Source organism: Rhodococcus sp. T7 (genome assembly GCF_009872365.1).
Taxonomy (GTDB): domain Bacteria; phylum Actinomycetota; class Actinomycetes; order Mycobacteriales; family Mycobacteriaceae; genus Rhodococcus_F.
The window spans coordinates 39,513-62,082 of record NZ_WXYH01000323.1 but is presented as its reverse complement, the minus strand read 5'-3'; the positions used below and the strand labels follow the sequence as shown (position 1 = coordinate 62,082).

Below are 22,570 nucleotides of genomic sequence, written 5' to 3'. Positions count from 1 at the left end.
CAATGCAGGCATGAGCGAACGGGAAACGTACGCCGCGAGGCGGGTGCTCCCCGACGCACCCCTCCTGGCGGCCGCGGAAGGTCGCGCTCCAGGCCGGCGCCCCGTGTGGTTCATGCGGCAGGCTGGCCGCTCGCTTCCCGAGTACCGCGAGATCCGGTCGGGGATCGGGATGCTCGAGTCGTGCTTCGATCCGGCACTGGTCTGCGAGATCACCATGCAGCCCGTGCGCAGGCACGGGGTCGACGCCGCGATCCTGTTCTCCGACATCGTGGTGCCGCTGAAGGCGGCCGGGATCGATCTCGACATCGTGGCCGGCACCGGCCCCGTCGTCGCGAACCCGGTCCGGTCGATCGCGGACGTCGCCGCCCTGCCCCGCCTCGTGCCCGAGGAGGTCGGCGCGGTCGCGCAGGCCGTGCAGCTGCTCACCGCGGAACTCGGCTCGACGCCGCTGATCGGCTTCGCCGGTGCCCCGTTCACCCTCGCCTCGTACCTGGTCGAGGGCGGACCCAGCCGCAACCACGAGCGCACGAAGGCGCTCATGCATTCCGACCCGAAGACGTGGCACGCGCTGCTCGGCACGCTCGCCGACACCACCATCACGTTCCTGCAGACCCAGCTGCGCGCCGGCGTCGACGCGATCCAGCTGTTCGACTCGTGGGCGGGCGCGCTGTCGCTGGCCGAGTACCGGGAGTTCGTGCTGCCGCACTCCGAGCGGGTGTTCGCGGAGGTGGAGAGCGCGAAGGTGCCGCGGATCCACTTCGGTGTCGGAACCGGCGAACTGCTCGGCGCGATGGGCGAGGCGGGCGCCGACGTGGTCGGCGTCGACTGGCGCATCCCCCTGGACGTCGCGGCGCGCCGGGTCGGTCCGGGCAAGGCGCTGCAGGGCAACCTCGACCCCGCGGTCCTGTTCGCGGGACCGGCGGCCGTCGAGAAGCAGGTGCGCCGCATCACCGCGGAGGCCGACGCCGCCCTCGCCGCAGGCGCCACGGGACACATCTTCAACCTCGGGCACGGCGTCCTGCCCGACACCGACCCGGGCGCGCTGACCGCGCTGGTCGAGTTGGTGCACTCCCTGTGACCGGGTCGTCGCCGAACGTTCTCGTCGTCGGCGGCGGCATCTCCGGGCTCGTTGCCGCGTACCGCCTGCGGCAACGGCTCGGCCCTGATGCCCGGATCGTCGTCGCCGACGGCGCGGGACGGCTCGGGGGCAAGCTGCGCACGGTGGACCTGGCCGGGGAGCCCGTCGACGTCGGCGCGGAAGCCTTCATCGCGCGGCGCCCGGAACTGCCTGCCCTGCTCGGCGAACTCGGCCTTTCCGACCAGCTCGTGCACCCGGCGGGACTGCGTCCGCTGATCTGGTCCGAGAACGCCCTGCACCCGCTGCCCGCCGACACCCTCATGGGGATCCCCGCGGACGAGAACAGCCTCCGCGGCCTCGTCGACGACCGGACCCTCGCGCAGGTGGCGGGGGAGCGAACGGTGCCCCTCGATTGGACACCGGGCGCCGACGTCGCCGTCGGTGCGCTGGTCGGCGACCGGTTCGGTGCGCAGGTGGTCCGGCGATCGGTGGATCCGCTTCTCGGAGGGGTCTATTCGGGGCTGGCGGACACCATCGGTGTCCGCGCCGCACTCCCCACCCTTGCGGCGGCCCTCGACCGCGGTGCCACGAGCCTGTCCGCGGCGGTGGCGGAGGCACTTCCCCCTCCCGCATCAGGTCCGGTGTTCGGGGCGCTGCGGGACGGCTACGGCGTCCTGCTGCGTGCCCTCACGGACGCCGCGGGCGCGGAGATCGTGCCCGAGCGGATCCGGTCGCTCGGCCGCGACGGCGACGGCTGGTCGGCGGACCCGGTGGGCCGGGTGGACGGCGTGGTGCTCGCCGTGCCCGCTCCCCAGCTCGCCGACCTGCTCGCCGGCGTCGCGCCCCGGGCGTCGGCGGCCGCCGCGGACATCCCGCTGGCCTCCTCGGCCGTCGTCGCCCTGGCCCTGCCCGCCGGCACCGACGTCCCGCAGAATTCCGGGATCCTCGTCGCCACCGACACGTCGCTCGGCGCGAAGGCGTTCACCCTGTCGAGCCGCAAGTGGCCGCACCTCGCCGAGCGGGAGGTCACCCTCGTGCGGGCATCGTTCGGACGATTCGGCGACGCTGCCGTCGTCGACGCACCCGACGACGAGCTGATCGCCGCGGCCCGGCGCGACCTCGCGACCGTCACCGGCGGGTCGCCGGAACCCGTCGCCGCGCACGTCCAGCGCTGGCACGGCGGACTGCCGCAGTACGGTCCCGGCCACCTCGAGCGGGTGGCGGCCATCGAGCAGGAAGTCGCAGGTCTGGGCGGTATCGAGGTGTCCGGGGCGCTCCTGCACGGGGTGGGTGTACCCGCCTGTGTGGCCGCTGCGACGACGGCGGCTGCACGGCTCTCCGGGCGAGTGGCACGATAGACCCATGGCACGCCTCGACTTCGACGCATTGAACTCTGAAATCCGCTACCTCATGTTCTCGGTGTTCCAGGTGGAACCCGGTGTACTCGGGGACGACCGGGAAGCCGTGATCAAGGAGGCACGGATCTTCTTCGAAGGTCAGGCCGAGAAGGGTGTCGTGGTGCGCGGGCTCTACGACGTGGCAGGGCTGCGCGCCGACGCCGACTTCATGATCTGGACGCACTCGGCGAGCATCGAGGCCCTGCAGGCCACGTACTCCGACTTCCGCCGCACCACCGCCCTGGGCCGCGCGAGCAAGCCCGTGTGGAGCAACGTCGCGTGCCACCGTCCGGCCGAATTCAACAAGAGCCACATCCCGGCGTTCCTGGCAGGCGAGGATCCGGGCAACTACATCTGCGTGTACCCGTTCGTCCGCTCCTACGAGTGGTACCTGCTTCCCGACGACGAGCGCCGGAAGATGCTCGCCGACCACGGCATGGCGGCCCGCACCTACAAGGACGTGCGCGCCAACACCGTGCCCGCGTTCGCGCTCGGCGACTACGAGTGGATCCTCGCGTTCGAGGCGCCCGAGCTGTACCGCATCGTCGACCTCATGCGCGACCTGCGCGCCACCGAGGCCCGGCTGCACGTCCGCGAGGAGGTGCCGTTCTTCACCGGTCCGCGGGTGGATGTGGAGAAGCTCGTCGCGGCTCTGCCGTGATCTGACGCTCGAGAAATGAGTGACGCCGACGGGGCCCGCAGGGCGCCCCGCTATCAGCACATGTCGCACTGGGGCATGTTCGAGGCCGAGGTCGCCGACGGCGACGTCGTGGCCGCGCACCCGTACACCGGTGACGCCGACCCGTCACCGGTGCTCGGCAACCTCGCCGGGTCGGTCCGCACCAGGGCGCGGATCACCGGTCCGGTGGTGCGCCGGGGGTGGCTCGAGCACGGCCCGGGACCGAGCACGTCCCGCGGCTCCGACGAGTTCGTGGCGGTGGACTGGGAGGAGCTGACCCAGCGGCTGGCGAACGAACTGCGCCGGGTGGTCGACACCCACGGCAACAGCGCGATCTACGGCGGTTCCTACGGGTGGGCCAGCGCGGGCCGCTTCCATCACGCGCAGAGCCAGGTCCACCGGTTCCTGAACACACTCGGCGGCTACACCCGTTCGGTGCACAGCTACTCGCTGGGCGCGACGGGCGTCGTCATGCCCCGGGTGGTGGGCACGCACTGGAAGATGTTCGCCCGCTCCACGTCCTGGAAGCTCATCGCCGAGCACACGGACGTCATGGTGTGCTTCGGCGGCGTCCCCCTCAAGAACACCGGTGTCAATCACGGCGGCACCAGCGACCACCCCACCCGCGACGCCCTCGACGCCCTGCGGCGGCGCGGCGGATCCGTCGTGTCGTTCAGTCCGTTGAGCGACGACATGCACGGCGTCGCCGAACGGCACGCGCCGGTGCCCGGCACCGATGTCGCGGTCATGCTGGCCCTCGCGTACGTCCTCGCGTCGGAAGGCCTGCACGACACTGCGTTCCTCGGCAGCCACTGCGTCGGCTACGACCGCTTCGAGGACTACCTCCTCGGACGCTCCGACGGTGTCCCGAAATCGCCGGCCTGGGCGGAGCGGATCTCCGGCATCGCCGCCCCAGATCTGGTGGCCCTGGCCCGGCGGATGGCGGCGGGCCGGACGATGGTGACCGTCACCTGGTCGCTGCAACGGGTCCGGCACGGCGAGCAGGCCCCGTGGATGGGGGTCACCCTCGCCGCGATGCTGGGCCAGATCGGTCTTCCCGGTGGCGGTTTCGGGCACGGCTACGGTTCCATGAACGAGCCCGGACTCGCCCCGGTCCCGTACCCGCTGCCCACCCTTCCTCAGGGACTGAACCCGGTCCGCGACTTCATCCCCGTGGCCGCGGTGTCGGACATGCTGCTGAACCCGGGCGCCCCGTTCGACTACGACGGTCAGCGGCTGACGTACCCGGACATCAAGATGCTGTACTGGGCGGGCGGCAACCCGTTCCACCACCATCAGGACATTCCGCGTCTGCGCCGCGCACTGGCCCGGCCCGACACGATCGTGGTTCACGACCCCTACTGGACGCCGATGGCCCGGCACGCCGACATCGTCGTCCCGTCCACCACGTCGCTCGAGCGGGCCGATATCAGCTGTACCCGCAACGATCCGCTTCTCGTCGCCATGCACGCCGCGGTGACGCCGTACGCCGACTCTCAGGACGACTACGACACGTTCGCCGCCGTCGCCCGGAAGCTGGGTGTCGGCGAGAAGTTCACCGAGGGCCGCACGTCCGGGCAGTGGCTCGAGCACCTGTACGGGCAGTGGCGGGACTTCGTCCGCGCGGACGGCGGACCGGCGCCGAGTTTCGACGACTTCTGGACGCAGGGCCACGTGCGGATGCGGACCGAGGACGACCTGATCCTGTTCGGCGACTTCCGGGCGGATCCGGTGAAGTTCCCGCTCGGCACCCCGAGCGGGCGGATCGAGATCTTCTCCGAGGACATCGACGGATTCGGCTACGACGACTGCGCCGGACACCCCCGCTGGTACGAGCCGGAGGAATGGCTCGGTGGCCCGCGGGCCCGGCAGTTCCCGCTGCATCTGATCGCCAACCAGCCGCGCACCCGCCTGCACAGCCAACTCGATCACGGCGGCACCAGCCAGAAGTCGAAGATCCGGGGCCGCGAACCGCTGCGCATCCATCCGGACGACGCCGCCGACCGCGGATTGACCGGCGGCGACGTCGTCCGCGTGTTCAACGACCGGGGCGCGTGCCTCGCCGGTGTGGTGGTGGACGAGGGTGTCCGCCGCGGAGTGGTGCAGCTGTCGACGGGGGCCTGGTACGACCCGCTCGACGCCGCCGACCCGGATTCGCTCTGCGTGCACGGGAACCCGAACGTGCTGACCCCGGACGTGGGCACGTCGTCACTCGCCCACGGCTGCACGGGCCAGCACGTGCTCGTGCAGATCGAACGCTACGACGGCGAACTACCGCCGATCCGGGCGTTCGATCCGCCCGCGATCATTCGCCGGCCGGTTCCAGAACCAGCGAGATCGAATTGATGCAGTACCGCTGATCGGTGGGGGTGGGGTAGCCCTCGCCCTCGAAAACGTGGCCGAGGTGGCTGTGGCACGTCGCGCAGACCACCTCGACGCGGCGCATGCCCAGCGAGGTGTCCTCGTGGAGGATGACGGCGTCCGAGTCGGCCGGGTCGAAGAACGACGGCCACCCGCAGTGCGATTCGAACTTCTCCGTGCTGCGGAACAGTTCGGCGCCACAGGCCCGGCAGTGGTAGACGCCTTCCGTCTTCGTGTCGGTGTACTCGCCGACGAAGGGGCGCTCGGTGCCGGCCTGGCGCAGCACCGCGTACTCCTCGGGAGTCAGTTTCTCGCGCCACTCGCTGTCGGAGAGATCAACCTTCGGGGCGGACTGCGTGGGATCCTGCTGCTGCGAACTCATGGCTCCACGCTAATACGTTTCGCCGATTCCGGCCGTGAGGCCCCGGCGTGTGACGGAGCTATGTCTTGGCGGCGGCCGACTCGACCTGCGGCTGCTCGTCCGGTTCCGGCTCCCGCGGAGTCTGCGGGGCCCTCTCGCCCGGTTCGAGGAGGAACGCCGGATCGATGCCCCGGTCGAGGCGACCTTCGCGTCGCGCGGTGACGTACCGGACGGTGAGCACACCGAAGATCACGAGGAGCATCAGACTCCACCCCAGCGTGGTCTTCATGTACTCCGCGGTCCGGCCGGCTTCGATGAACCGGCTCGACAGCCAGCTGTCGTAGCTCATGAAGCCGTACACGGCCAGCCACGCCGGCCAGTTCCGCATCACAGAATTCTTCAGCACCACGGACATCAGGAGCGGGAACAGCATCATCGAGTAGTACATCTGGCCCAGCGAGCCGAGCAGCCACGACGCCGTCAGCAGAACACCGGACGTGGTGACCACGAAGAACAGTTCGTCGTGGCGGTAGAAGCGGTGGAGCAGCCACAGGGACGAGAGCACGATGGCGGCGAAGATGCCGCGCAGCGCCCAGATCAGACCGGTGGGCAGACCGTAGTACTTGCCGTTGCCGACGATCGCGCTGTTGAAGTAGTCGCGCGACTCCATCAGGTACGGCACCGTGTGGTGCACGAAGTCCATCGGGTCTGCGGACAGCGGCCACGCGACGGCGGTGAGGATCAGGGGGATGCCGATCGCGGTGACGAACACCTTCCACTGTCCGCGCACCAGAGGCAGCAGCAGCAGCGGGGCGAGGATCGGTTTGACCGCGAACGTCAGTCCGATGGCGACACCGGACCACATGTCCTTGCGCTTCATGAGCAACACCAGGAACGCGATCTCGCCGAGGAGGACGAGGCCGTTGATGTTCGTGAAGACCAGGGTGTTGGTAACGGTCTCGGACGAGAACGTGGCGAGCAGCAGGATCGGGGCCGCGATGGAGTTCAATCCCAGGCCGAACAGCCGCAGCAGCAGGTATAGGGCGATCACGATGGCGATCGCGTTGGCGATGATGAACAGCCAGCGCGACTTCTCGGGGTCGATCACCGCGATCGGCGCCATCAGCAGCGTCCCGGACGGCGGGTACAGGTAGTGCGGATCGACCCAGTTGAAGTTGGCGGTGTACACGGGGCGCCCGTTGAGGAAGGCCAGCGCAGCGTTGTAGACCGGCCGGAAGTCGTCGGTGATGTACCCGTTGACCGCCTTGACGACCACTCGATGCAGCACGGTCATGACGGCGATCGGCCACAGCGCGAAGTTGATTACCTCGTTGGCAGTCCGCCCGGTGCGCGGTTCGAGTTGTCGAAGGAACACCACGGCACGGTACACCGAGATGCCCTGACGTGCGGTCACGCACCCCCTGTGGGTGTCGGGCGGAACACCTCCGCTAGGCGGGGCAGGCGCTGCCGTCCGGCGGCAGCACCCCGTCCGTGACGTAGGTGACGATCGACTTCTGCGCGCAGTCCGAATGGGTGGCGGGGTGGCCGCTGCCGTGCCATGTCAGCGTCGCCGTCGCGGCGCCTGCACTCGACACGGCCCCCGTCACCGTCCCCACCCCGGCATTCCCGACGACCGGGTCGGCGGTGCCGCTGAGCACCAGGACCGGCAGCGTCAGCTCGCCGGGCAGGGCGGGGGGCGCGGTCGCGGGCCAGGACGTGCACGTGAGCAGTCCGACGGCGGCGGTCGGGCCGAACAACGGGAACCGTTCGCCCCACAGCTTCTGCAGTTCCCGGACCCGGTCGGGTGCGGGCCACTGCTGGCCGTCGGTGCAGCGGGTGATGAACTGGCCGTCGCTCTCGTAGGCGGCCTCGGCCTGCGCGACCGCCGCGAGGATCGGCCCTGTGTTCCCGGCGAGGGCGGCGGACACGGCATCCGACAGGGCGCGGACGCGGCCCTGCTGGTCGCCGCCCGCCGCGGCGAGCGACCCGGACACCGCGGTGAGGAGGGCGTTCGCGGACACCCGGGGGATCTGCCCGTTCGCGGCGCGGGTGACGGCGTCCGTCACCGCGGCGCGGGGATCGGCGCCGAGGGAGCAGTTCAGGGCCGTGCACTGGCGGGCGAACGCGTCGAACGCCGCCTCCTGGCCCGCCACCTGCTGCTCGGTGACGGTCGCGGCGTCCACCGTGGTGACGGCGGGGGAGTCGAGGACGAGCCGGCCGACCCGGCCGGGGTACTTGGCGGCGTAGCTGAGCGCAACGGCGCTGCCGTTGCCGGTGGCGAGGATCCCGAGCGCGTCGACGTCCCAGGTGCGGCGCAGTTCCTCGATGTCGTCGGCGGCGTGGGTGCTGTCGAACGCGAGTTCCTGCGGCTGCAGGTAGTCGGTGCACGCGATGGTGGCGTCGCGGCCCAGCGCCGTCACCTTGTCGACCTGGTCACCCGTCCCCGGGTCGAACTGCCCGAGATTCGCCAGGCTGCTGCGGAGCTCCGGGGTGAGGCACTCGATCTCCTGCGAGGCGGCGATCCCGCGGCGGTCCACCGCGACCACCGGGCGCGTCGACAGCAGCGACGTCAGACCACCGGTGCTCAGCGCGGCGAGCGTCGCGGTCGACGACCGGTCCGATCCCGACGTGAGCACGAGTGGCGCCGCGTTCTCGGGGGTGTCGGCGAGCCGCGCCCGCATCGCACCCGTCGTGAAGGTCCCGGGCAGGGTGCCGCTCTCGTCGACGGCCGCCTCGTAGGAGCCGCACTCGAAGACGATCCCGGCGGGGGCCGTCGTGCCCGGGCCCAGGGCGCCGAGCGTGCTCTGAGTGCAGTCGGTCCACGCCAGGTCGTTCTTCGGGGTCTGCAGCACGGGCGGGGCAGCGTCGGGGTTCTCGGTCTCGGTCGCGGTGGGTTCGCTGCCGCCGCCCTCGCGCTCGACTGCCACGTGCGGGCGGTTGGACGGTCCGGCTCCGCACGCGGTGCACACCACGAGAACCATTGCGAGCAACACCGATCTGCGCATGGCGACCACCCTGCCAGGTTCCGCTACGGGCGGGGCAGCCGCACCCATCGGGTGAGGACGGTGCCGTCGGTGTCGGTGAGGATGTGCGCGGGAGTCATCGCGGTGATCCGGGCATTCGGTGCGGTCGCGACGCGCCCGGCCGTTCCCCCGGCGAGCACCGGCGCGGTGGTCAGGCAGACCTCGTCGACGGCGTCGTCCGCGATCAGCTGCCCGAACAGGCTCGGGCCGCCCTCGCAGAGCACCCGCCGGTGTCCGAGATCGTCGAGAGCCGCGATCAGTCCTTCACTGGTGATCTGCCCGTCGCCTGCCGTGACGATCCGGGCGCCCGCGTCGGCGAGGGCGCGGATCCGCGCCGGGTCGGCGTCCGCGCACGTGACGACGATCGGCGCCACCTCGGTGTCCGTGAACAGGCGGGCCTGCGGGTCGAGGTGGGCGCGGGCGGATACGACGGCGATCGGTGGAACCTCCGGCATCCCCGAGGTCGCCCGGCGTCGCCTGCCCTCGGCGCCGACGCGCGCGCCGCCGTAGTTCTCCGCCCGGACGGTTCCGGCCCCGACCAGCACGACGTCGGCCAGTTCCCGTAGCGTCTCGAAGACCAGTGCGTCCGCGGGGGTGCCGAGCGCCCCGCTGACCCCGTCGACGGAGACGGCGCCGTCGATACTGCTCACGAAGTTGACGCGGATCCACGGCCGCGGGGTCTCCGCCGGATAGGCGTACAGCTCACGCAGCGTGTTCGCGGTCGATTCGCTGGACTCCTCCCGGACGGGCGGACGGTCCGGTGTGAAAAATGTCGCAATATGTACACGGTGCATGTTGGTGATCACAACACGTGGATACCCTGCTTGTATGCATGCACGTCTTGTCGATCGCAGCCCCGTGGTCCCCGCTGATCAGTTGGTAGCTCAGATGGTGCCCCCGGCCATGTTCGACGAGGTGAGCTTCGCGTCGTACATTCCCGATCCCGCAGAACCCAGCCAGGCCGCCGCGGTCCAAAAGGCGGAGGAGTTCGCGAAGAAGGTCGTGAAGATCCGCAGCGGCGGTCGACGCGGCCTGTTCGGGAAGAAGACGCCGGCCACCGGTGCCGGTCTCTACCTCGACGGCGGCTTCGGCGTCGGCAAGACCCACCTCCTGGCCTCGATCTTCCACAGCGTCCCGTCGCCCAAGGCGTTCGGCACGTTCGTGGAGCTGACGCACGTCGTCGGCGCCCTCGGCTTCAACAAGGCCGTCGAACAGCTGTCCGACCACAGCGTCCTCTGCATCGACGAATTCGAACTCGACGACCCGGGCGACACCATGCTGGTCTCCCGCCTGCTGTCGGAGTTGTCGGCACGCGGCGTGTCCATCGTCGCGACGTCGAACACGCTGCCCGGCCAGCTCGGTGAGGGACGATTCGCCGCACAGGACTTCCTGCGGGAGATCAAGAAGCTCGGTTCCATCTTCGAGACGATCCGCGTCGACGGACCCGACTACCGCCACCGCGACCTGCCGCCGGCCCCGGACCCGATTTCCTCGGAGGAGCTCGCCGAGCGCGCCGAGAGCATCCCCGGTGCCACACTCGACGACTTCGACGCCCTGTGCAAACACCTCAGCACGCTGCACCCGTCCCGCTACAACAAGCTGGTCGAGGGCATTCCGGCCGTGTTCCTGGACGGTGTCCACCCCGCCGAGGACCAGTCGGTGGCGCTGCGGCTGGTGGTCCTCGCCGACCGCCTCTACGACGCGAGCATCCCCGTCACCGTTGCGGGAGCCAAGCTCGACGCGATCTTCACCCCCGAAATGCTGGCCGGCGGGTACCGGAAGAAGTACCTGCGTGCCACGTCGCGTCTGCTGGCGCTGTCGCGTTTCGAGGTCGCGGCGAGCTGACCCGGCTCGCTACAGTGCCCGCTGCATCACGAAATCGTGGTGCAGCTGGGTGCCGACGACGAACGTCTTCGTTCCGACCTGCGTGAAGCCGTGCTTCGCGTAGAAGCGCTGGGCTCGCACGTTCTCCTGGTTCACGCCCAGCCACAGCCCGGCGCACCCCGCCGCGACCGCCCGTTCGACGATCGCATCCATCAGCGCGGACGCGACGCCGGTCCCGTGATTGCCGGGCAGCACGTACAGCTTGCTGATCTCGGTGGTCGGCCGCAGCGTCACGATCCTGCCGACGTCCGGATCGGCGGGTTCCCCGTCGATCAGCATCGCGTAGCCGACGATCGCCCCGCCATGTGTCACCTTGAGGACGGTGCGGTCGGGGTCGGTGAGGTACTCGGAGAACCGTTCGGCGGACAGCACGTCGTCGATGAACGTGGCGATGTCGTCCTGCGTCGCCCCAGGCGGGCACGCAAGGGGGAACGTCGCCGCGGCGACGTCGGCGATCGCCTCGGAATCCCAGATTCCCGCCGGGTCGATTTCGACAGTCACAGCTGATCCACCGCGTCCTTCGCTTCCCGAAGAGTCATCCCCGTACTGTCCCGCAGCAGGCTGATCGCCGCAATGCTCCGGCCGTACTCGACCGTGGCCTTCGCGTGCCGCACGCCGATTCCGTCCCGCGCGACGAGGAGCTTGATCGCCTCGGTGGTCCGGCCCCGGTCCAGCAGGCACGTCACCTCGTCCCGGGTGGCGTCGTCGAGGTGCCGCCACGTCGATGCGGGATGCAGGTCGGGTGGGGTGTGCGAGCCGCCGCGACAGGACCGCGACGTGACCAGAACCGCGATGTAGACGATCGCCACCGCGATCACGAACCATCCCCAAGTCGGCATGACCTAAGTAGAACATCTGCTGTCAGTCGCGATCCGGGGCCCACTCGGATTGCTCTTCGCGGTCCCGGTCCGGGGCGAACGCGGGTGCGAGGAGGAGGAGTCCGAGCGCGAACAGGAGCGGGACCACGAACCCGATCCGCAGGTCGGTCGCGGCGGCGGCGCCGCCGACCGCCCTTCCGGCGACACCGACCGCCGAACCCGCACGGACGACGGCGATCTCGTCGTATTTCGCGATCCAGAAGTCGCCACTCAGCCGCGACACCAGAGCCGCGCACTGGTGGGCCCGGATCGGAACCGGAACGGCCACAGGGTCAATCGCCGGTGCGGCGATGCCTGCCGGGGCCCGCACCGGGCCGATCCGGCGACGACGAACGCCGCCGTCAGCTGGGCGGCGGCGACACCCACGCCGAGGGCCGACGTCGCGGCGACGAAGAGCGCGCCCGCAATCGCACCGACGCTCCACACCGCGTGGAACGACGACAGGACGAAGCGACCGTAGGCGTGCTGGATCGACACCGCCTGCGTGTTGGCGGCGGCGTCGACGATGCCGAGTCCGGCGCCGTACGCGGACAGGCAGGCGAAGAAGGCGCCGGTGTTCGGGCTGAAACCGAGCGCCCCGCCCGCGGCCGCGATCGTCGCGAGCCCGAGTTGCGGTGCCGCCCTGCTGGAGAAGCGGCGGGCCAGGTGTTCGGCGAGCCTTCGATCGTGGACATCCCCGCCGTGAGTGCGGCGATCCTGGTCTCTGATTGGACGAGTGTCCAATAATTTGCGGGGATGTGCAGCGTTCTCCGGATCGGCGGGTGATATGTCCGAAAGCGCCGGTCGACGAGGTGCCCGGAACAAGACTGAGCCCCAGCCTTGGATGGGGGGTCATGGCTGGGGCTCATTGCCATCGGGGGGGTGGATGGCAAGTTCGACGATACATGAGGATTTCCTCACGTTCCAGAAGCGGGGGTAACGATTTCGTCACCGGCCGTCGCCGTGGCCGGCGTTACCGCACGCACCGGGGTTGTCTCAGTGGACGGTTGTCGCTTACAGTGTCCTCCATGCAGCGCATTCTCGTAGTTCTCCGCCGTAGCGGGGTCTGATACGGACCGACCCCTCGCTGCGGGTCGTTGAGCTACGCGTTGGTCCTCCCTCCTTCCAGGAAGACCACGAGAATGAGCACCAACACTTCTTTCGCTCTATCCTTTCCCTCGTCGACACCGGCCGCCGACCCGTTCGCCGTGCGCCACGGCAAGTCGCTGCCATCGGAACTCCGCACCGAAGCCGCCGGGATGACCTGGACCGCGTTCGAGACCGTCTACGCACCGTCCAACGGACCGTTCCGCCTGGGCAGCTGGTCGGAAACGAAGACCGGGCCCGGGATGTGGGATTTCGAAGCCACCCTCGGCATCGGCGAATCGATCTGCAAGACCGGTGCGAGCGCGCCCGGCCCGGTCTCCGCCATGACCTCGATGCTGTACGACGCGGGGTGTGCGATGGAGATCCTGTCCTTCCACCAGCACGAGATCGGGCACCGCACGGCGACCTTCCTGCTCTGTGAGAGCGCGGGCATCCGGCTCTGGGCGATGGGAATCGGCGAGTCCCGCACGGAATCGACTCTGCGCGCGATGATCTCCGGCGCCAACCGGCTCCGGCCCGCCTGACGCACAACGACGTGCGGCCCCGGTCGATGACCGGGGCCGCACGTCGTGAACTCTTCGGTTGAACGCGAAATGGTGCGCGATACTGGGATTGAACCAGTGACCTCTTCCGTGTCAGGGAAGCGCTCTCCCGCTGAGCTAATCGCGCGGGACGGAAAAAAGAGAGCGGACGACGGGATTCGAACCCGCGACCCCAACCTTGGCAAGGTTGTGCGCTACCAGCTGCGCCACGTCCGCATTCGTGAAGGCCCCTTGCGGGGCTGTCACTGTCGAGCAAGTCACACATTAACAGTCGAGCATCTAGCATCTATCTCGGTGCGCGATACTGGGATTGAACCAGTGACCTCTTCCGTGTCAGGGAAGCGCTCTCCCGCTGAGCTAATCGCGCGAGGTGGAGACGGGAATCGAACCCGTGTGCACGGCTTTGCAGGCCGTTGCCTCACCACTCGGCCACTCCACCGCGAAGGTTGAGTCCAACCTCTCGAGCGGACGACGGGATTCGAACCCGCGACCCCAACCTTGGCAAGGTTGTGCGCTACCAGCTGCGCCACGTCCGCATGCACCGTGTAACTCGCGGAGAATGTTCTCCGTGGTGCGGTTGAGAACATTAGCCGACCATCCGCGATAGTTACAAATCTGCAGGTCAAGGCATCAGGCGGTGAACTCGACGTGAACGGGACCGGGTCGCGGGCGTGCCGCAGCCAGGGGCCGGCACGAATCCCACACGAATCCCATCGAGGTGATTTTCGTTCGGCCGCTCGGTCTGTTAATGTTCCAACTCGTTCGAGCGCGAGTATTCGACGCGCCTCGGTCCCGTGGCTCAGTGGAAGAGCGTCCCGTTCACACCGGGAAGGTCGCTGGTTCGATCCCAGCCGGGACCACACAAAGAAGAGGTCGTTTCCGAAACCGGAAACGACCTCTTCTTTTTCGTGTGCGCACCCGGAAAATCGGTTGTTGCCGCTCTCCGGTGCGACGGACAATGAACTGAGCCGGCCCGAAAATTTCCCGGGTGATCCGCTACCGAAGGACTGAAGTCCCATGTTCCCCGTGAGGCTGGAAGGTACCACCGCGCCGACACTGATGTGGGCGGAGGAGCAGACCATCGAGCAGGCTGCGTTGCAGCAGTTGCGGAACATGGCCGACCTGCCGTGGGTGCACGGGGTGCGCGTCATGCCCGACGTCCACGTGGGCAAGGGCGCGACGGTCGGTTCCGTCATTGCGATGCGGGCGGCGGTCGCCCCCGCGGCGGTCGGCGTCGACATCGGCTGCGGAATGACGGCGGTCCGGACCGATGTGACCGCGAGCGACCTGCCGGACAGCCTGCGGTCGATGAGGTCGCACATCGAGCGGGCGGTGCCCGTCGGTTTCGCCATGCACGAGCACTCGGTGAACGTCGGCGCGCTGGGTACCGATGCCGGGGGAGTGAAGAAGGGGTGGCACCGCTTCTGGCAGGAGTTCGGCGACCTGCATTCCGGTGTGCAGTCCCGGGAATCGCGGGCGATGAAGCAGATCGGCACACTCGGCGGCGGCAACCACTTCATCGAGGTGTGCGTGTCCGACGCCGACGAGGTCTGGCTGATGCTCCACTCCGGGTCACGCAACATCGGCAAGGAACTCGCGGAGCGGCACATCGCGGTGGCGCGGGCCCTGCCGCACAACCAGCGGCTGGTCGATCGCGATCTCGCGGTGTTCCTGGCAGGCAGCAAGGAGATGGACGCATACCGCCACGACCTGACGTGGGCGCAGGAGTATGCGGCCCGGAACCGCGCCGTCATGCTCACGCTGGTGATGCAGGCCTTCCGGCAGTCCCTTCCCGGCAGGACGGTGCGGTTCGACGAGCCGATCTCCTGCCACCACAACTATGTGTCGGAGGAGATCGTCGACGGCGAGCCGATGCTCGTCACGCGTAAAGGCGCGATCCGGGCGGGCCGGGGTGATCTCGGGCTCATCCCCGGGTCGATGGGCACCGGTTCCTACGTGGTGCGGGGCCTGGGCTCCGAGTTGTCGTTCAATTCGGCGTCGCACGGGGCGGGGCGGACGATGAGCCGCACCAAGGCGAAGAAGCGGTTCACCGTCGACGACCTGGTGCGGCAGACGTCCGGCGTCGAATCGCGCAAGGACGCCGGTGTGATCGACGAGATTCCCGGCGCCTACAAGGACATCGAGCAGGTGATCGAAGCACAGGCCGATCTCGTCGAGGTGGTGGCCCACCTGCGGCAGGTCGTCTGTGTGAAGGGGTGACCGCAGGTCGCGGTCGGTAGGGTGGACTGGTGACCAGCAGAGAAGCTCGACCGGGATCCGCGCCCGAGAACAGGGACGTGGACGACTCGGATCTGTCGCCGTTCCAGGAAGCGGAGAGCCGCTGGCGCCGGTGGCGGGCATACGTCGCCGCGCGCCCGCGCCTCAACCTGGCGTACCGCATCGTGGTGGGGGTGATCGGCGTTCTCGTGCTCGCCGCCGGGATCGTCGCGATCCCGTACCCCGGGCCCGGCTGGCTGATCGTGTTCGCGGGGCTCGGCATCCTCGCGTCCGAGTTCGCGTGGGCCCACCGGTTGCTGCACTACGCGCGGCAGCGTTACGACACGTTCATGGACTGGTTCTCGCGGCAGTCGCTGGTGGTCAAAGGGCTGGGCGCGTTGCTGACGTGTGCCGTCGTCCTCGCCACGCTGTGGTTGCTCGGGACGTTCGGTCTCGTCGGGACGTGGATCGGCCTCGACTACCCGTGGCTGGAGAGCCCGCTCTAGCCGGACGCATGATTGGGTGTCACTGCTGGGCCGATAACATGGGCTGGCACATTCACCATGTCTGCACCGCACACCTCACCTAGGAGAACATCGCCGTGAGCACCCCCGCATCCGCCGCCCAAGCCACCCTCGTCCGGGTGCCCGCGGGGACGACGGCCGGTACAGCGGTTCGGGAGGCCGGCTACCCGACCAAGGGCCCGGACGTCGTCGTCGTGGTCCGTGACGCGGAGGGCCAGCTCAAGGACCTGTCCTGGGTGCCCGACGCCGACGTCGAGGTCGAACCGGTCGCGGCGAACACCGACGACGGCCGCAGCGTCATCCGCCACTCGGCGGCGCACGTCCTCGCGCAGGCCGTCCAGCAGGAATTCCCCGAGGCAAAGCTCGGTATCGGCCCGCCGATCAAGGACGGCTTCTACTACGACTTCGCCGTCGAGCGCCCGTTCACTCCCGAGGACCTCGCGAACCTCGAGAAGCGGATGAAGAAGATCGTCAAGGGGTCGCAGCGGTTCTCGCGCCGCGTCGTCGACTCGCTGGAGGAGGCGCGAGCCGAACTGGCGAACGAGCCCTTCAAGCTCGAACTCATCGACGACAAGTCGGGAATCGACGACCCGGAGATCATGGAGGTGGGCGGCAACGAGCTCACCATCTACGACAACCTGGACCCACGGACCGGCGAGAAGGTGTGGGGCGACCTGTGCCGGGGCCCGCACATCCCCACCACCAAGCACATCCCGGCGTTCAAGCTCACCCGCAGCTCCGCGGCGTACTGGCGTGGTAACCAGGACAACGCCGATCTGCAGCGGATCTACGGCACCGCGTGGGAGTCGGCGGAGGCGCAGGAGCAGCACCTGGAACTGCTCGCCGAGGCCGAGCGCCGCGACCACCGCAAGCTGGGGTCGGAACTCGACCTGTTCAGCTTCCCCGACGAGCTCGGCTCGGGACTGCCCGTGTTCCATCCCCGGGGCGGGATCATCCGCACCGAGATGGAGGACTACTCCCGCAAACGCCACGTCGAGGAGGGGTACGAGTTCGTCAACACCCCCCACATCACCAAGGGCCACCTGTACGAGGTGTCGGGGCACCTGGACTGGTACCGCGACGGCATGTTCCCCGCGATGCACATCGACGAGGAACTGAACGAGGACGGCACTGTGCGCAAGCCGGGCCAGGACTACTACCTCAAGCCGATGAACTGCCCGATGCACAACCTGATCTTCCGCTCCCGCGGACGGTCGTACCGCGAACTGCCGTTGCGGCTCTTCGAGTTCGGTTCGGTGTACCGGTACGAGAAGTCGGGTGTCGTCCACGGACTGACCCGCGTGCGGGGAATGACGCAGGACGACGCGCACATCTACTGCACCCGCGAGCAGATGCGTGACGAACTGGCGTCCACCCTGCAGTTCGTCCTCGGCCTGCTGAAGGACTACGGACTGGACGACTTCTACCTCGAGCTGTCCACCAAGAACCCGGACAAGTTCGTCGGCGACGACGCCGTGTGGGAGGAAGCGACGGCGACGCTCGCCGAGGTCGCGGAGTCGTCGGGGCTGAACCTGGTTCCCGATCCGGGCGGCGCCGCGTTCTACGGCCCGAAGATCTCGGTGCAGGTGCAGGACGCCCTGGGGCGCACCTGGCAGATGTCGACGATTCAGCTCGACTTCAACCTGCCCGAGCGGTTCGACCTCGAGTACACCGCCACCGACGGCACCAAGCAGCGGCCGGTGATGATCCACCGGGCCCTGTTCGGGTCCATCGAACGGTTCTTCGGGGTGCTCACCGAGCACTACGCGGGCGCGTTCCCGGCCTGGTTGGCGCCCGTCCAGGTGGTCGGAATTCCGGTGGCGGAGACGTTCGCCGATCACCTCTTCGACGTGGTGAAGCGGCTGAAGGCGGCCGGTGTCCGCGCCGAGGTCGACGCGAGCGACGACCGCATGCAGAAGAAGATCTTCAACAACACGGCGCAGAAGGTGCCGTTCATGCTGCTGGCGGGTGCGCGCGACGTCGAAGCCGGCGCCGTCAGCTTCCGATTCCGCGACGGCACCCAGGTCAACGGCGTGCCCGTGGACGACGCCGTGCGCATCGTCACCGAATGGATCGGCCGCCGCGAGAACGCGTCGCCGACGGCGGAACTGCTGCAATCCGGTCAGGAAGGGTGACCCACATGACCGGAGGTGACGACGTGACGGCCGACGAGATGCTCGGCGGCCCCGGCCGCCTCGTCGACCGCGGCCCCGGCGAGCCCGATCACCTTCAGCGGATCTGGTCGCCGCACCGCATGTCGTACATCGCCGAGACACCGAAGTCGAAGGACGTCCCGAACGAGCCGTTCATCGACATCCCGAAGATGGACGACGAGGACGGGCTGATCGTCGCCCGCGGGGAGCACGTGTACGCGGTGCTGAACCTGTACCCGTACAACCCGGGGCACCTGATGGTGGTTCCCTACCGCAAGGTCGCGGCGCTGGAGGACCTGACGGAGGCGGAAAGCGCCGAACTGATGTCGTTCACGCAGCAGGCGCTGCGCGTGATCAAGCGGGTGTCGCGGCCCGACGGTTTCAACGTCGGCCTCAATCTCGGTGCGGCGGCGGGCGGTTCGCTCGCCGAGCACCTGCATCAGCACATCGTTCCGCGCTGGGGCGGGGACGCGAACTTCATCACGGTCCTCGCCGGGGTCAAGGTCATGCCGCAATTGCTGCGCGAGACCCGGGGGCTGCTGGCGAAGGCCTGGAATGAATGACGCGAATGAATGACGCGATAGATGAATGACGCGCGAGTCGCTGACTCACGCGTTCGGGGTTCCTGTCGGGAAGTGAAGAACGGGGTGGAGAGGTGCTGAGCTTCTTCGGACGGGCATCCGTGTCCAAGGTGACGGCGCCACTGGGGAAGGCCCTGGTCAAGACCGGGCTCACCCCCGATTCCGTCACCGTCATCGGCACCGTCGCGACCGTGGCGGGCGCCGTCACACTGTTTCCCAGCGGACATCTGTTCTGGGGAGCGATGTTCATCTGGCTGTTCGTGATGTTCGACATGCTGGACGGCGCGATGGCACGCGCACGGGGCGGCGGAACCCGGTACGGCGCCGTCCTCGACGCCACCTGCGACCGGGTGGCCGACGGCGCGATCTTCGCCGGGCTCGCCTGGTGGGCGGTCTATCACGAGAACAGCAAACCGCTGCTGATCGCGACACTGCTGTGCCTGGTCACCTCGCAGGTGATCTCGTACGCCAAGGCACGCGCAGAGGCGAGCGGACTGTCCGCCGACGGCGGGCTCATCGAGCGACCCGATCGGCTGATCATCGTCCTCGTCGGCGCCGGCGTCACCGGGCTCGGAGTGCCGTGGGCCGTGCACGTCGCGATGTGGTTGCTGTCGGTGGGCAGCGTGATCACCGTGTTCCAGCGGGTCCTGGCGGTCCGCCGGTCGCCGGGGGCGCGGGACGTGCTGCCCCTGCCGCCCGCCGACCCGACGCCGGAAGACGGACAGGCGACCGCGCAGTGAGCGGCCTGTCCGAACGCCTCAGCGACCTGGGGTACGCGACCGGCTGGCGGCTGGTGCGCGCACTGCCCGAGAAGGTCGCGGTCACCCTGTTCGACAGGGGAGCCGACTTCGCCGTCCGGAACGGCGGCCCGGACCAGTTGCGCCGCAACCTCGCCCGGGTGCTGGGTGTGCCCGCCGCGGAGGTGCCGGACACGCTGATACGGGCGTCGATGCGGTCCTACGCACGGTACTGGCGGGAGGCCTTCCGGCTGCCGTCCATGGATCTGGTGAAGACCGGCGCCGCCCTCGACGCGCTGATCGAGGGGCAGAAGCACCTCGACGCCGCGAAGGAGGCGGGCACGGGCGCGATTCTCGCCCTTCCGCACAGCGGCAACTGGGACATGGCCGGCGTGTGGTGCGCCCAGCACTGGGGCGGCCTGTCGACGGTCGCCGAACGGCTGAAACCCGAATCGCTGTACCAGCGGTTCGTCGACTACCGCGAAGGCCTCGGCTTCGAGATCTTCCCGCTCAGCGGCGGTGAGTACCCCCCGTTCGTGGAACTGTCGGAGCGGCTGCGGGACAACGGCATCGTGTGCCTTCTCGGTGAACGCGACCTGGCGAAGAAGGGTGTCCCGGTGACGTTCTTCGGTGAACCGACCCGGATGCCCGCCGGTCCCGCGAAGCTGGCGATCGACACCGGTGCGCCGCTGCTGCCGGTGCACTGCTGGTTCACCGACGGCGGGTGGGGTTTCCGCATCGACCCGCCGATCGACACGACCGCGGGAGTGGCCGCGGCGACCCAGGCCCTGGCGGACCGGTTCGAGGCCAACATCGCCGCACATCCCGAGGACTGGCACATGCTTCAGCCGCTGTGGCTGTCCGACCTGTCGCAGGCGAGGCTCTCCCGAATGGAGAACTCGTGAAGATCGGCATGGTCTGCCCGTACTCGTTCGACGTCCCGGGCGGAGTGCAGGCCCACGTCGTCGACCTCGCGGAGGTCCTGATCGAGCGCGGGCACAAGGTGAGCGTCCTGGCGCCGGCGTCCGACGACGTCGACCTGCCCGGTTTCGTCGTGTCGGCGGGACGCGCCCTCGCCATTCCCTACAACGGTTCGGTGGCCCGGCTGAGTTTCGGCCCCGCCGCGAGCGCCCGGGTCCGGCGCTGGATCTCGGACAACGATTTCGACGTCCTGCACATCCACGAGCCCAACGCGCCGAGTCTGTCGATGCTCGCCATGCGCGTGGCGGAGGGGCCCATCGTGGCGACGTTCCACACGTCGACGACGAAGTCGTTGGTGCTGAGCACGTTTCAGGGTGTGCTCCAGCCGTACCTGGAGAAGATCAGCGGTCGCATCGCGGTGTCGGAACTCGCGCGGCGCTGGCAGGTCGAATCGCTCGGCTCCGACGCCGTCGAAATCCCCAACGGCGTCGACGTCCCGGCGTTCGCGAACGCCGAACCGCTGGCGGGCTACCCGCGCCCCGGCAAGACCATCCTCTTCCTCGGCCGCTACGACGAGCCCCGCAAGGGCATGGCCGTGCTCCTGAAGGCGCTGCCCGCGCTGGTGGAGAAGTATCCCGACCTCGAGGTGCTGGTGGTCGGCCGCGGTGACGAGGACAAGCTGCGCCGCGAGGCGGGGCCGGTCTTCGGGCACCTGCGTCTGCTCGGCCAGGTCGACGACGCAGAGAAGGCGTCGGCGCTGCGGAGCGCCGACGTGTACTGCGCCCCCAACCTCGGCGGTGAGAGCTTCGGCATCGTGCTGGTGGAGGCGATGGCCGCCGGAGCCGCAGTCGTCGCGAGCGAACTGGACGCATTCCGCCGGGTCCTGCGGGACGGCCAGGCGGGTGTGCTGGTGCCGGTGGGGGATGCGGCAGCGCTCGCCGCCGGGATCGACTCGGTGCTCGGCGACCCCGAGCGCAGCGCCGCGCTCACCGACGTCGGCCGCACAGTGGTCACCGAATACGACTGGCCGGTGGTAGCCGAGCAGATCCTGCGCGTCTACGAGACGGTCACCGTCGGCCGCGACGGCGTCCGGGAGGTCGGCTCGTGACGCTCTCAGCCCTCACGATCCTGGTTCTCGCGCTGGTCGCGGCCGTCGTCCTCGCGATCGGCCTGTGGGCGTACGGCACGGCCAACCGCCTCGACCGCCTGCACGTCCGCTCCGACCTGTCCTGGCAGGCCCTCGACGCGGCCCTCGCCCGCCGGGCGGTGGTCGTCCGCGCGGCGGCCGCGGCGATGGACCCGCCCGAGGGCAGGTCATTGGCCGCGCTGGCGGCCGGGGCCGAACGGTCGGACCGGGCCGACCGGGAGATCGCCGAGAACGCGTTGTCCAGCGCACTCTCGTCCCTCGACCCGGACACCCTGCGCCCCCAGTTGGTGGCGGAACTCGCCGACGCGGAGGCGCGGGTGCTGATCGCCCGCCGCTTCCACAACGACGCCGTCCGCGACACCCTCGCCCTGCGCACCCGGCGGCCCGTCCGATGGCTGCACCTCGGCGGCACGGCCCCCCTGCCGACGTACTTCGAGATCACCGAACGCTCGTCCGCGGCCGCCGTCACCGAGGGCCTGTCCCTCGACTCCGTCCGTACCTCTGCCCGGGTGGTGCTGCTCGACGGTGATGGCCGGGTGCTGCTGCTGCGGGGACACGACCCCACCGTCCCGGACATCTACTACTGGTTCACGATCGGTGGCGCCGTCGAGAAGGGCGAGAACCTGCGGGCGGCCGCGGTCCGGGAGATCGCCGAGGAGACCGGGCACACCGCATCGGCCGAGTCGCTACGCGGACCGATGTGGCGCCGGGTGGCGATCTTCTCCTGGAACGGGCAGCTCATCCGTTCCGAGGAGCTGTTCTTCGCGCTGCGCACCGACGGGTTCGAGCCGCACCACGGCGGCTTCACCGAACTCGAGAGCCGCACCATCACCGGTCACCGGTGGTGCACCGCGGAGACGGTCCGTGAACTCGCGGCGGCGGGCGAGGCCGTGTACCCGCACGACCTCGCGGATCTCCTCGACGAGGCCGAATCGGTCGCCGTTGCCGCCGACGACCCCGAGGTGCGCGCGATCACCTGAGCCGCCCGCACGTCCGGAGAA

At 69.2% G+C, this 22,570-nt stretch carries 22 protein-coding genes and 6 tRNA genes; 15 read left to right on the top strand and 13 right to left on the bottom strand.

The window, feature by feature from the left end; all coding sequences use genetic code 11:
* Positions 1-10 precede the first annotated feature (10 nt).
* The 4 genes from hemE to MLGJGCBP_RS26465 are packed head-to-tail and all read left to right on the top strand — an operon-like array spanning position 11 to position 5,500.
* A complete protein-coding gene (hemE, locus tag MLGJGCBP_RS26480; protein ID WP_201453200.1) occupies positions 11-1,078 on the top strand; it encodes a uroporphyrinogen decarboxylase in 1,068 nt (355 codons plus the stop codon).
* A complete protein-coding gene (locus tag MLGJGCBP_RS26475) occupies positions 1,075-2,436 on the top strand; it encodes a protoporphyrinogen oxidase (protein WP_160099134.1) in 1,362 nt (453 codons plus the stop codon). Before hemE ends, MLGJGCBP_RS26475 begins: the two co-directional genes overlap by 4 nt.
* A 4-nt stretch (positions 2,437-2,440) precedes the next feature.
* A complete protein-coding gene (gene hemQ / locus MLGJGCBP_RS26470; RefSeq protein WP_087555866.1) occupies positions 2,441-3,136 on the top strand; it encodes a hydrogen peroxide-dependent heme synthase in 696 nt (231 codons plus the stop codon).
* 15 nt (positions 3,137-3,151) lie between these two features.
* On the top strand, positions 3,152-5,500 hold the full coding sequence (locus MLGJGCBP_RS26465) for a molybdopterin-dependent oxidoreductase (RefSeq protein WP_160099132.1): 2,349 nt from the start codon (positions 3,152-3,154) through the stop codon (positions 5,498-5,500).
* On the opposite strand, the gene msrB is transcribed toward MLGJGCBP_RS26465, so the two are convergent.
* From msrB to MLGJGCBP_RS26445, 4 genes are read right to left on the bottom strand one after another with little or no spacing between them, the layout of a single operon-like run.
* A complete protein-coding gene (gene msrB / locus MLGJGCBP_RS26460; RefSeq protein WP_160099130.1) occupies positions 5,460-5,897 on the bottom strand; it encodes a peptide-methionine (R)-S-oxide reductase MsrB in 438 nt (145 codons plus the stop codon). The two genes, MLGJGCBP_RS26465 and msrB, sit on opposite strands and share 41 nt — an antisense overlap.
* Positions 5,898-5,955: 58 nt before the next feature.
* Positions 5,956-7,290 (bottom strand): glycosyltransferase family 87 protein, encoded by a 1,335-nt coding sequence (locus MLGJGCBP_RS26455; protein ID WP_160099128.1) that lies wholly within the window; start codon positions 7,288-7,290, stop codon positions 5,956-5,958.
* Between the two features lie 34 nt (positions 7,291-7,324).
* Complete coding sequence (locus tag MLGJGCBP_RS26450) at positions 7,325-8,890, bottom strand: alpha/beta hydrolase (protein ID WP_160099126.1); 1,566 nt, start codon at positions 8,888-8,890, stop codon at positions 7,325-7,327.
* A gap of 14 nt (positions 8,891-8,904) precedes the next feature.
* Positions 8,905-9,693, bottom strand: coding sequence for a pyrimidine reductase family protein (locus MLGJGCBP_RS26445; RefSeq protein ID WP_160099124.1), 789 nt, complete (start codon positions 9,691-9,693; stop codon positions 8,905-8,907).
* A gap of 34 nt (positions 9,694-9,727) precedes the next feature.
* Between MLGJGCBP_RS26445 and zapE the strand changes: the two genes are divergently transcribed.
* Complete coding sequence (gene zapE, locus MLGJGCBP_RS26440; RefSeq protein WP_160099122.1) at positions 9,728-10,744, top strand: cell division protein ZapE; 1,017 nt, start codon at positions 9,728-9,730, stop codon at positions 10,742-10,744.
* A 9-nt stretch (positions 10,745-10,753) separates the two neighbouring features.
* Here zapE and MLGJGCBP_RS26435 read toward each other — a convergent pair whose 3' ends face one another.
* Genes MLGJGCBP_RS26435 through MLGJGCBP_RS26425 form a run of 4 tightly spaced genes read right to left on the bottom strand, consistent with a single transcriptional unit; the run spans position 10,754 to position 12,384 of the window.
* Positions 10,754-11,284 carry a GNAT family N-acetyltransferase gene (locus MLGJGCBP_RS26435; protein ID WP_160099120.1) on the bottom strand — a complete coding sequence of 177 codons (531 nt, stop codon included), beginning with the start codon at positions 11,282-11,284 and terminating at the stop codon, positions 10,754-10,756.
* Complete coding sequence (locus MLGJGCBP_RS26430) at positions 11,281-11,622, bottom strand: hypothetical protein (protein WP_160099118.1); 342 nt, start codon at positions 11,620-11,622, stop codon at positions 11,281-11,283. The genes MLGJGCBP_RS26435 and MLGJGCBP_RS26430 overlap by 4 nt, the downstream gene beginning before the upstream one ends.
* Positions 11,623-11,644: 22 nt before the next feature.
* On the bottom strand, positions 11,645-11,884 hold the full coding sequence (locus MLGJGCBP_RS52065; RefSeq protein ID WP_236581381.1) for a hypothetical protein: 240 nt from the start codon (positions 11,882-11,884) through the stop codon (positions 11,645-11,647).
* Positions 11,872-12,384 (bottom strand): MFS transporter, encoded by a 513-nt coding sequence (locus MLGJGCBP_RS26425; protein WP_236581379.1) that lies wholly within the window; start codon positions 12,382-12,384, stop codon positions 11,872-11,874. The genes MLGJGCBP_RS52065 and MLGJGCBP_RS26425 overlap by 13 nt, the downstream gene beginning before the upstream one ends.
* Positions 12,385-12,782: 398 nt before the next feature.
* On the opposite strand from MLGJGCBP_RS26425, the gene MLGJGCBP_RS26420 reads away from it, so the two are divergent.
* A complete protein-coding gene (locus MLGJGCBP_RS26420; RefSeq protein WP_160099116.1) occupies positions 12,783-13,271 on the top strand; it encodes a 2-isopropylmalate synthase in 489 nt (162 codons plus the stop codon).
* Positions 13,272-13,341: 70 nt separating this feature from the next.
* On the opposite strand, the gene MLGJGCBP_RS26415 is transcribed toward MLGJGCBP_RS26420, so the two are convergent.
* From MLGJGCBP_RS26415 to MLGJGCBP_RS26395, 5 genes are all read right to left on the bottom strand, one after another.
* Positions 13,342-13,416 (bottom strand) — tRNA-Val (locus tag MLGJGCBP_RS26415).
* Positions 13,417-13,432: 16 nt separating this feature from the next.
* Positions 13,433-13,505: transfer RNA gene (locus MLGJGCBP_RS26410), tRNA-Gly, on the bottom strand.
* Between the two features lie 79 nt (positions 13,506-13,584).
* Positions 13,585-13,656 (bottom strand) — tRNA-Val (locus MLGJGCBP_RS26405).
* Between the two features lies 1 nt (position 13,657).
* Positions 13,658-13,728, bottom strand: a tRNA-Cys gene (locus tag MLGJGCBP_RS26400).
* Between the two features lie 24 nt (positions 13,729-13,752).
* A tRNA-Gly gene (locus MLGJGCBP_RS26395) sits at positions 13,753-13,825 on the bottom strand.
* Between the two features lie 252 nt (positions 13,826-14,077).
* Between MLGJGCBP_RS26395 and MLGJGCBP_RS26390 the strand changes: the two genes are divergently transcribed.
* From MLGJGCBP_RS26390 to MLGJGCBP_RS26350, 9 genes are all read left to right on the top strand, one after another.
* Positions 14,078-14,149 (top strand) — tRNA-Val (locus MLGJGCBP_RS26390).
* Between the two features lie 157 nt (positions 14,150-14,306).
* Positions 14,307-15,509 (top strand): RtcB family protein, encoded by a 1,203-nt coding sequence (locus MLGJGCBP_RS26385; protein ID WP_160099114.1) that lies wholly within the window; start codon positions 14,307-14,309, stop codon positions 15,507-15,509.
* A 77-nt stretch (positions 15,510-15,586) separates the two neighbouring features.
* Entirely contained in the window at positions 15,587-16,012 is a 426-nt protein-coding gene (locus MLGJGCBP_RS26380; protein ID WP_160099112.1) for a TIGR02611 family protein, read from the top strand.
* A gap of 95 nt (positions 16,013-16,107) precedes the next feature.
* Positions 16,108-18,165, top strand: coding sequence for a threonine--tRNA ligase (gene thrS / locus MLGJGCBP_RS26375; protein WP_087555877.1), 2,058 nt, complete (start codon positions 16,108-16,110; stop codon positions 18,163-18,165).
* Between the two features lie 5 nt (positions 18,166-18,170).
* Positions 18,171-18,746, top strand: coding sequence for an HIT family protein (locus MLGJGCBP_RS26370; RefSeq protein ID WP_087555878.1), 576 nt, complete (start codon positions 18,171-18,173; stop codon positions 18,744-18,746).
* 92 nt (positions 18,747-18,838) lie between these two features.
* Complete coding sequence (gene pgsA / locus MLGJGCBP_RS26365) at positions 18,839-19,504, top strand: phosphatidylinositol phosphate synthase (RefSeq protein WP_087555879.1); 666 nt, start codon at positions 18,839-18,841, stop codon at positions 19,502-19,504.
* Positions 19,501-20,406, top strand: coding sequence for a phosphatidylinositol mannoside acyltransferase (locus MLGJGCBP_RS26360; RefSeq protein ID WP_160099110.1), 906 nt, complete (start codon positions 19,501-19,503; stop codon positions 20,404-20,406). Before pgsA ends, MLGJGCBP_RS26360 begins: the two co-directional genes overlap by 4 nt.
* A complete protein-coding gene (locus tag MLGJGCBP_RS26355; RefSeq protein ID WP_160099108.1) occupies positions 20,403-21,530 on the top strand; it encodes a glycosyltransferase family 4 protein in 1,128 nt (375 codons plus the stop codon). Before MLGJGCBP_RS26360 ends, MLGJGCBP_RS26355 begins: the two co-directional genes overlap by 4 nt.
* Positions 21,527-22,549 (top strand): NUDIX hydrolase, encoded by a 1,023-nt coding sequence (locus tag MLGJGCBP_RS26350; RefSeq protein ID WP_087555882.1) that lies wholly within the window; start codon positions 21,527-21,529, stop codon positions 22,547-22,549. The genes MLGJGCBP_RS26355 and MLGJGCBP_RS26350 overlap by 4 nt, the downstream gene beginning before the upstream one ends.
* Positions 22,550-22,570 lie beyond the last annotated feature (21 nt).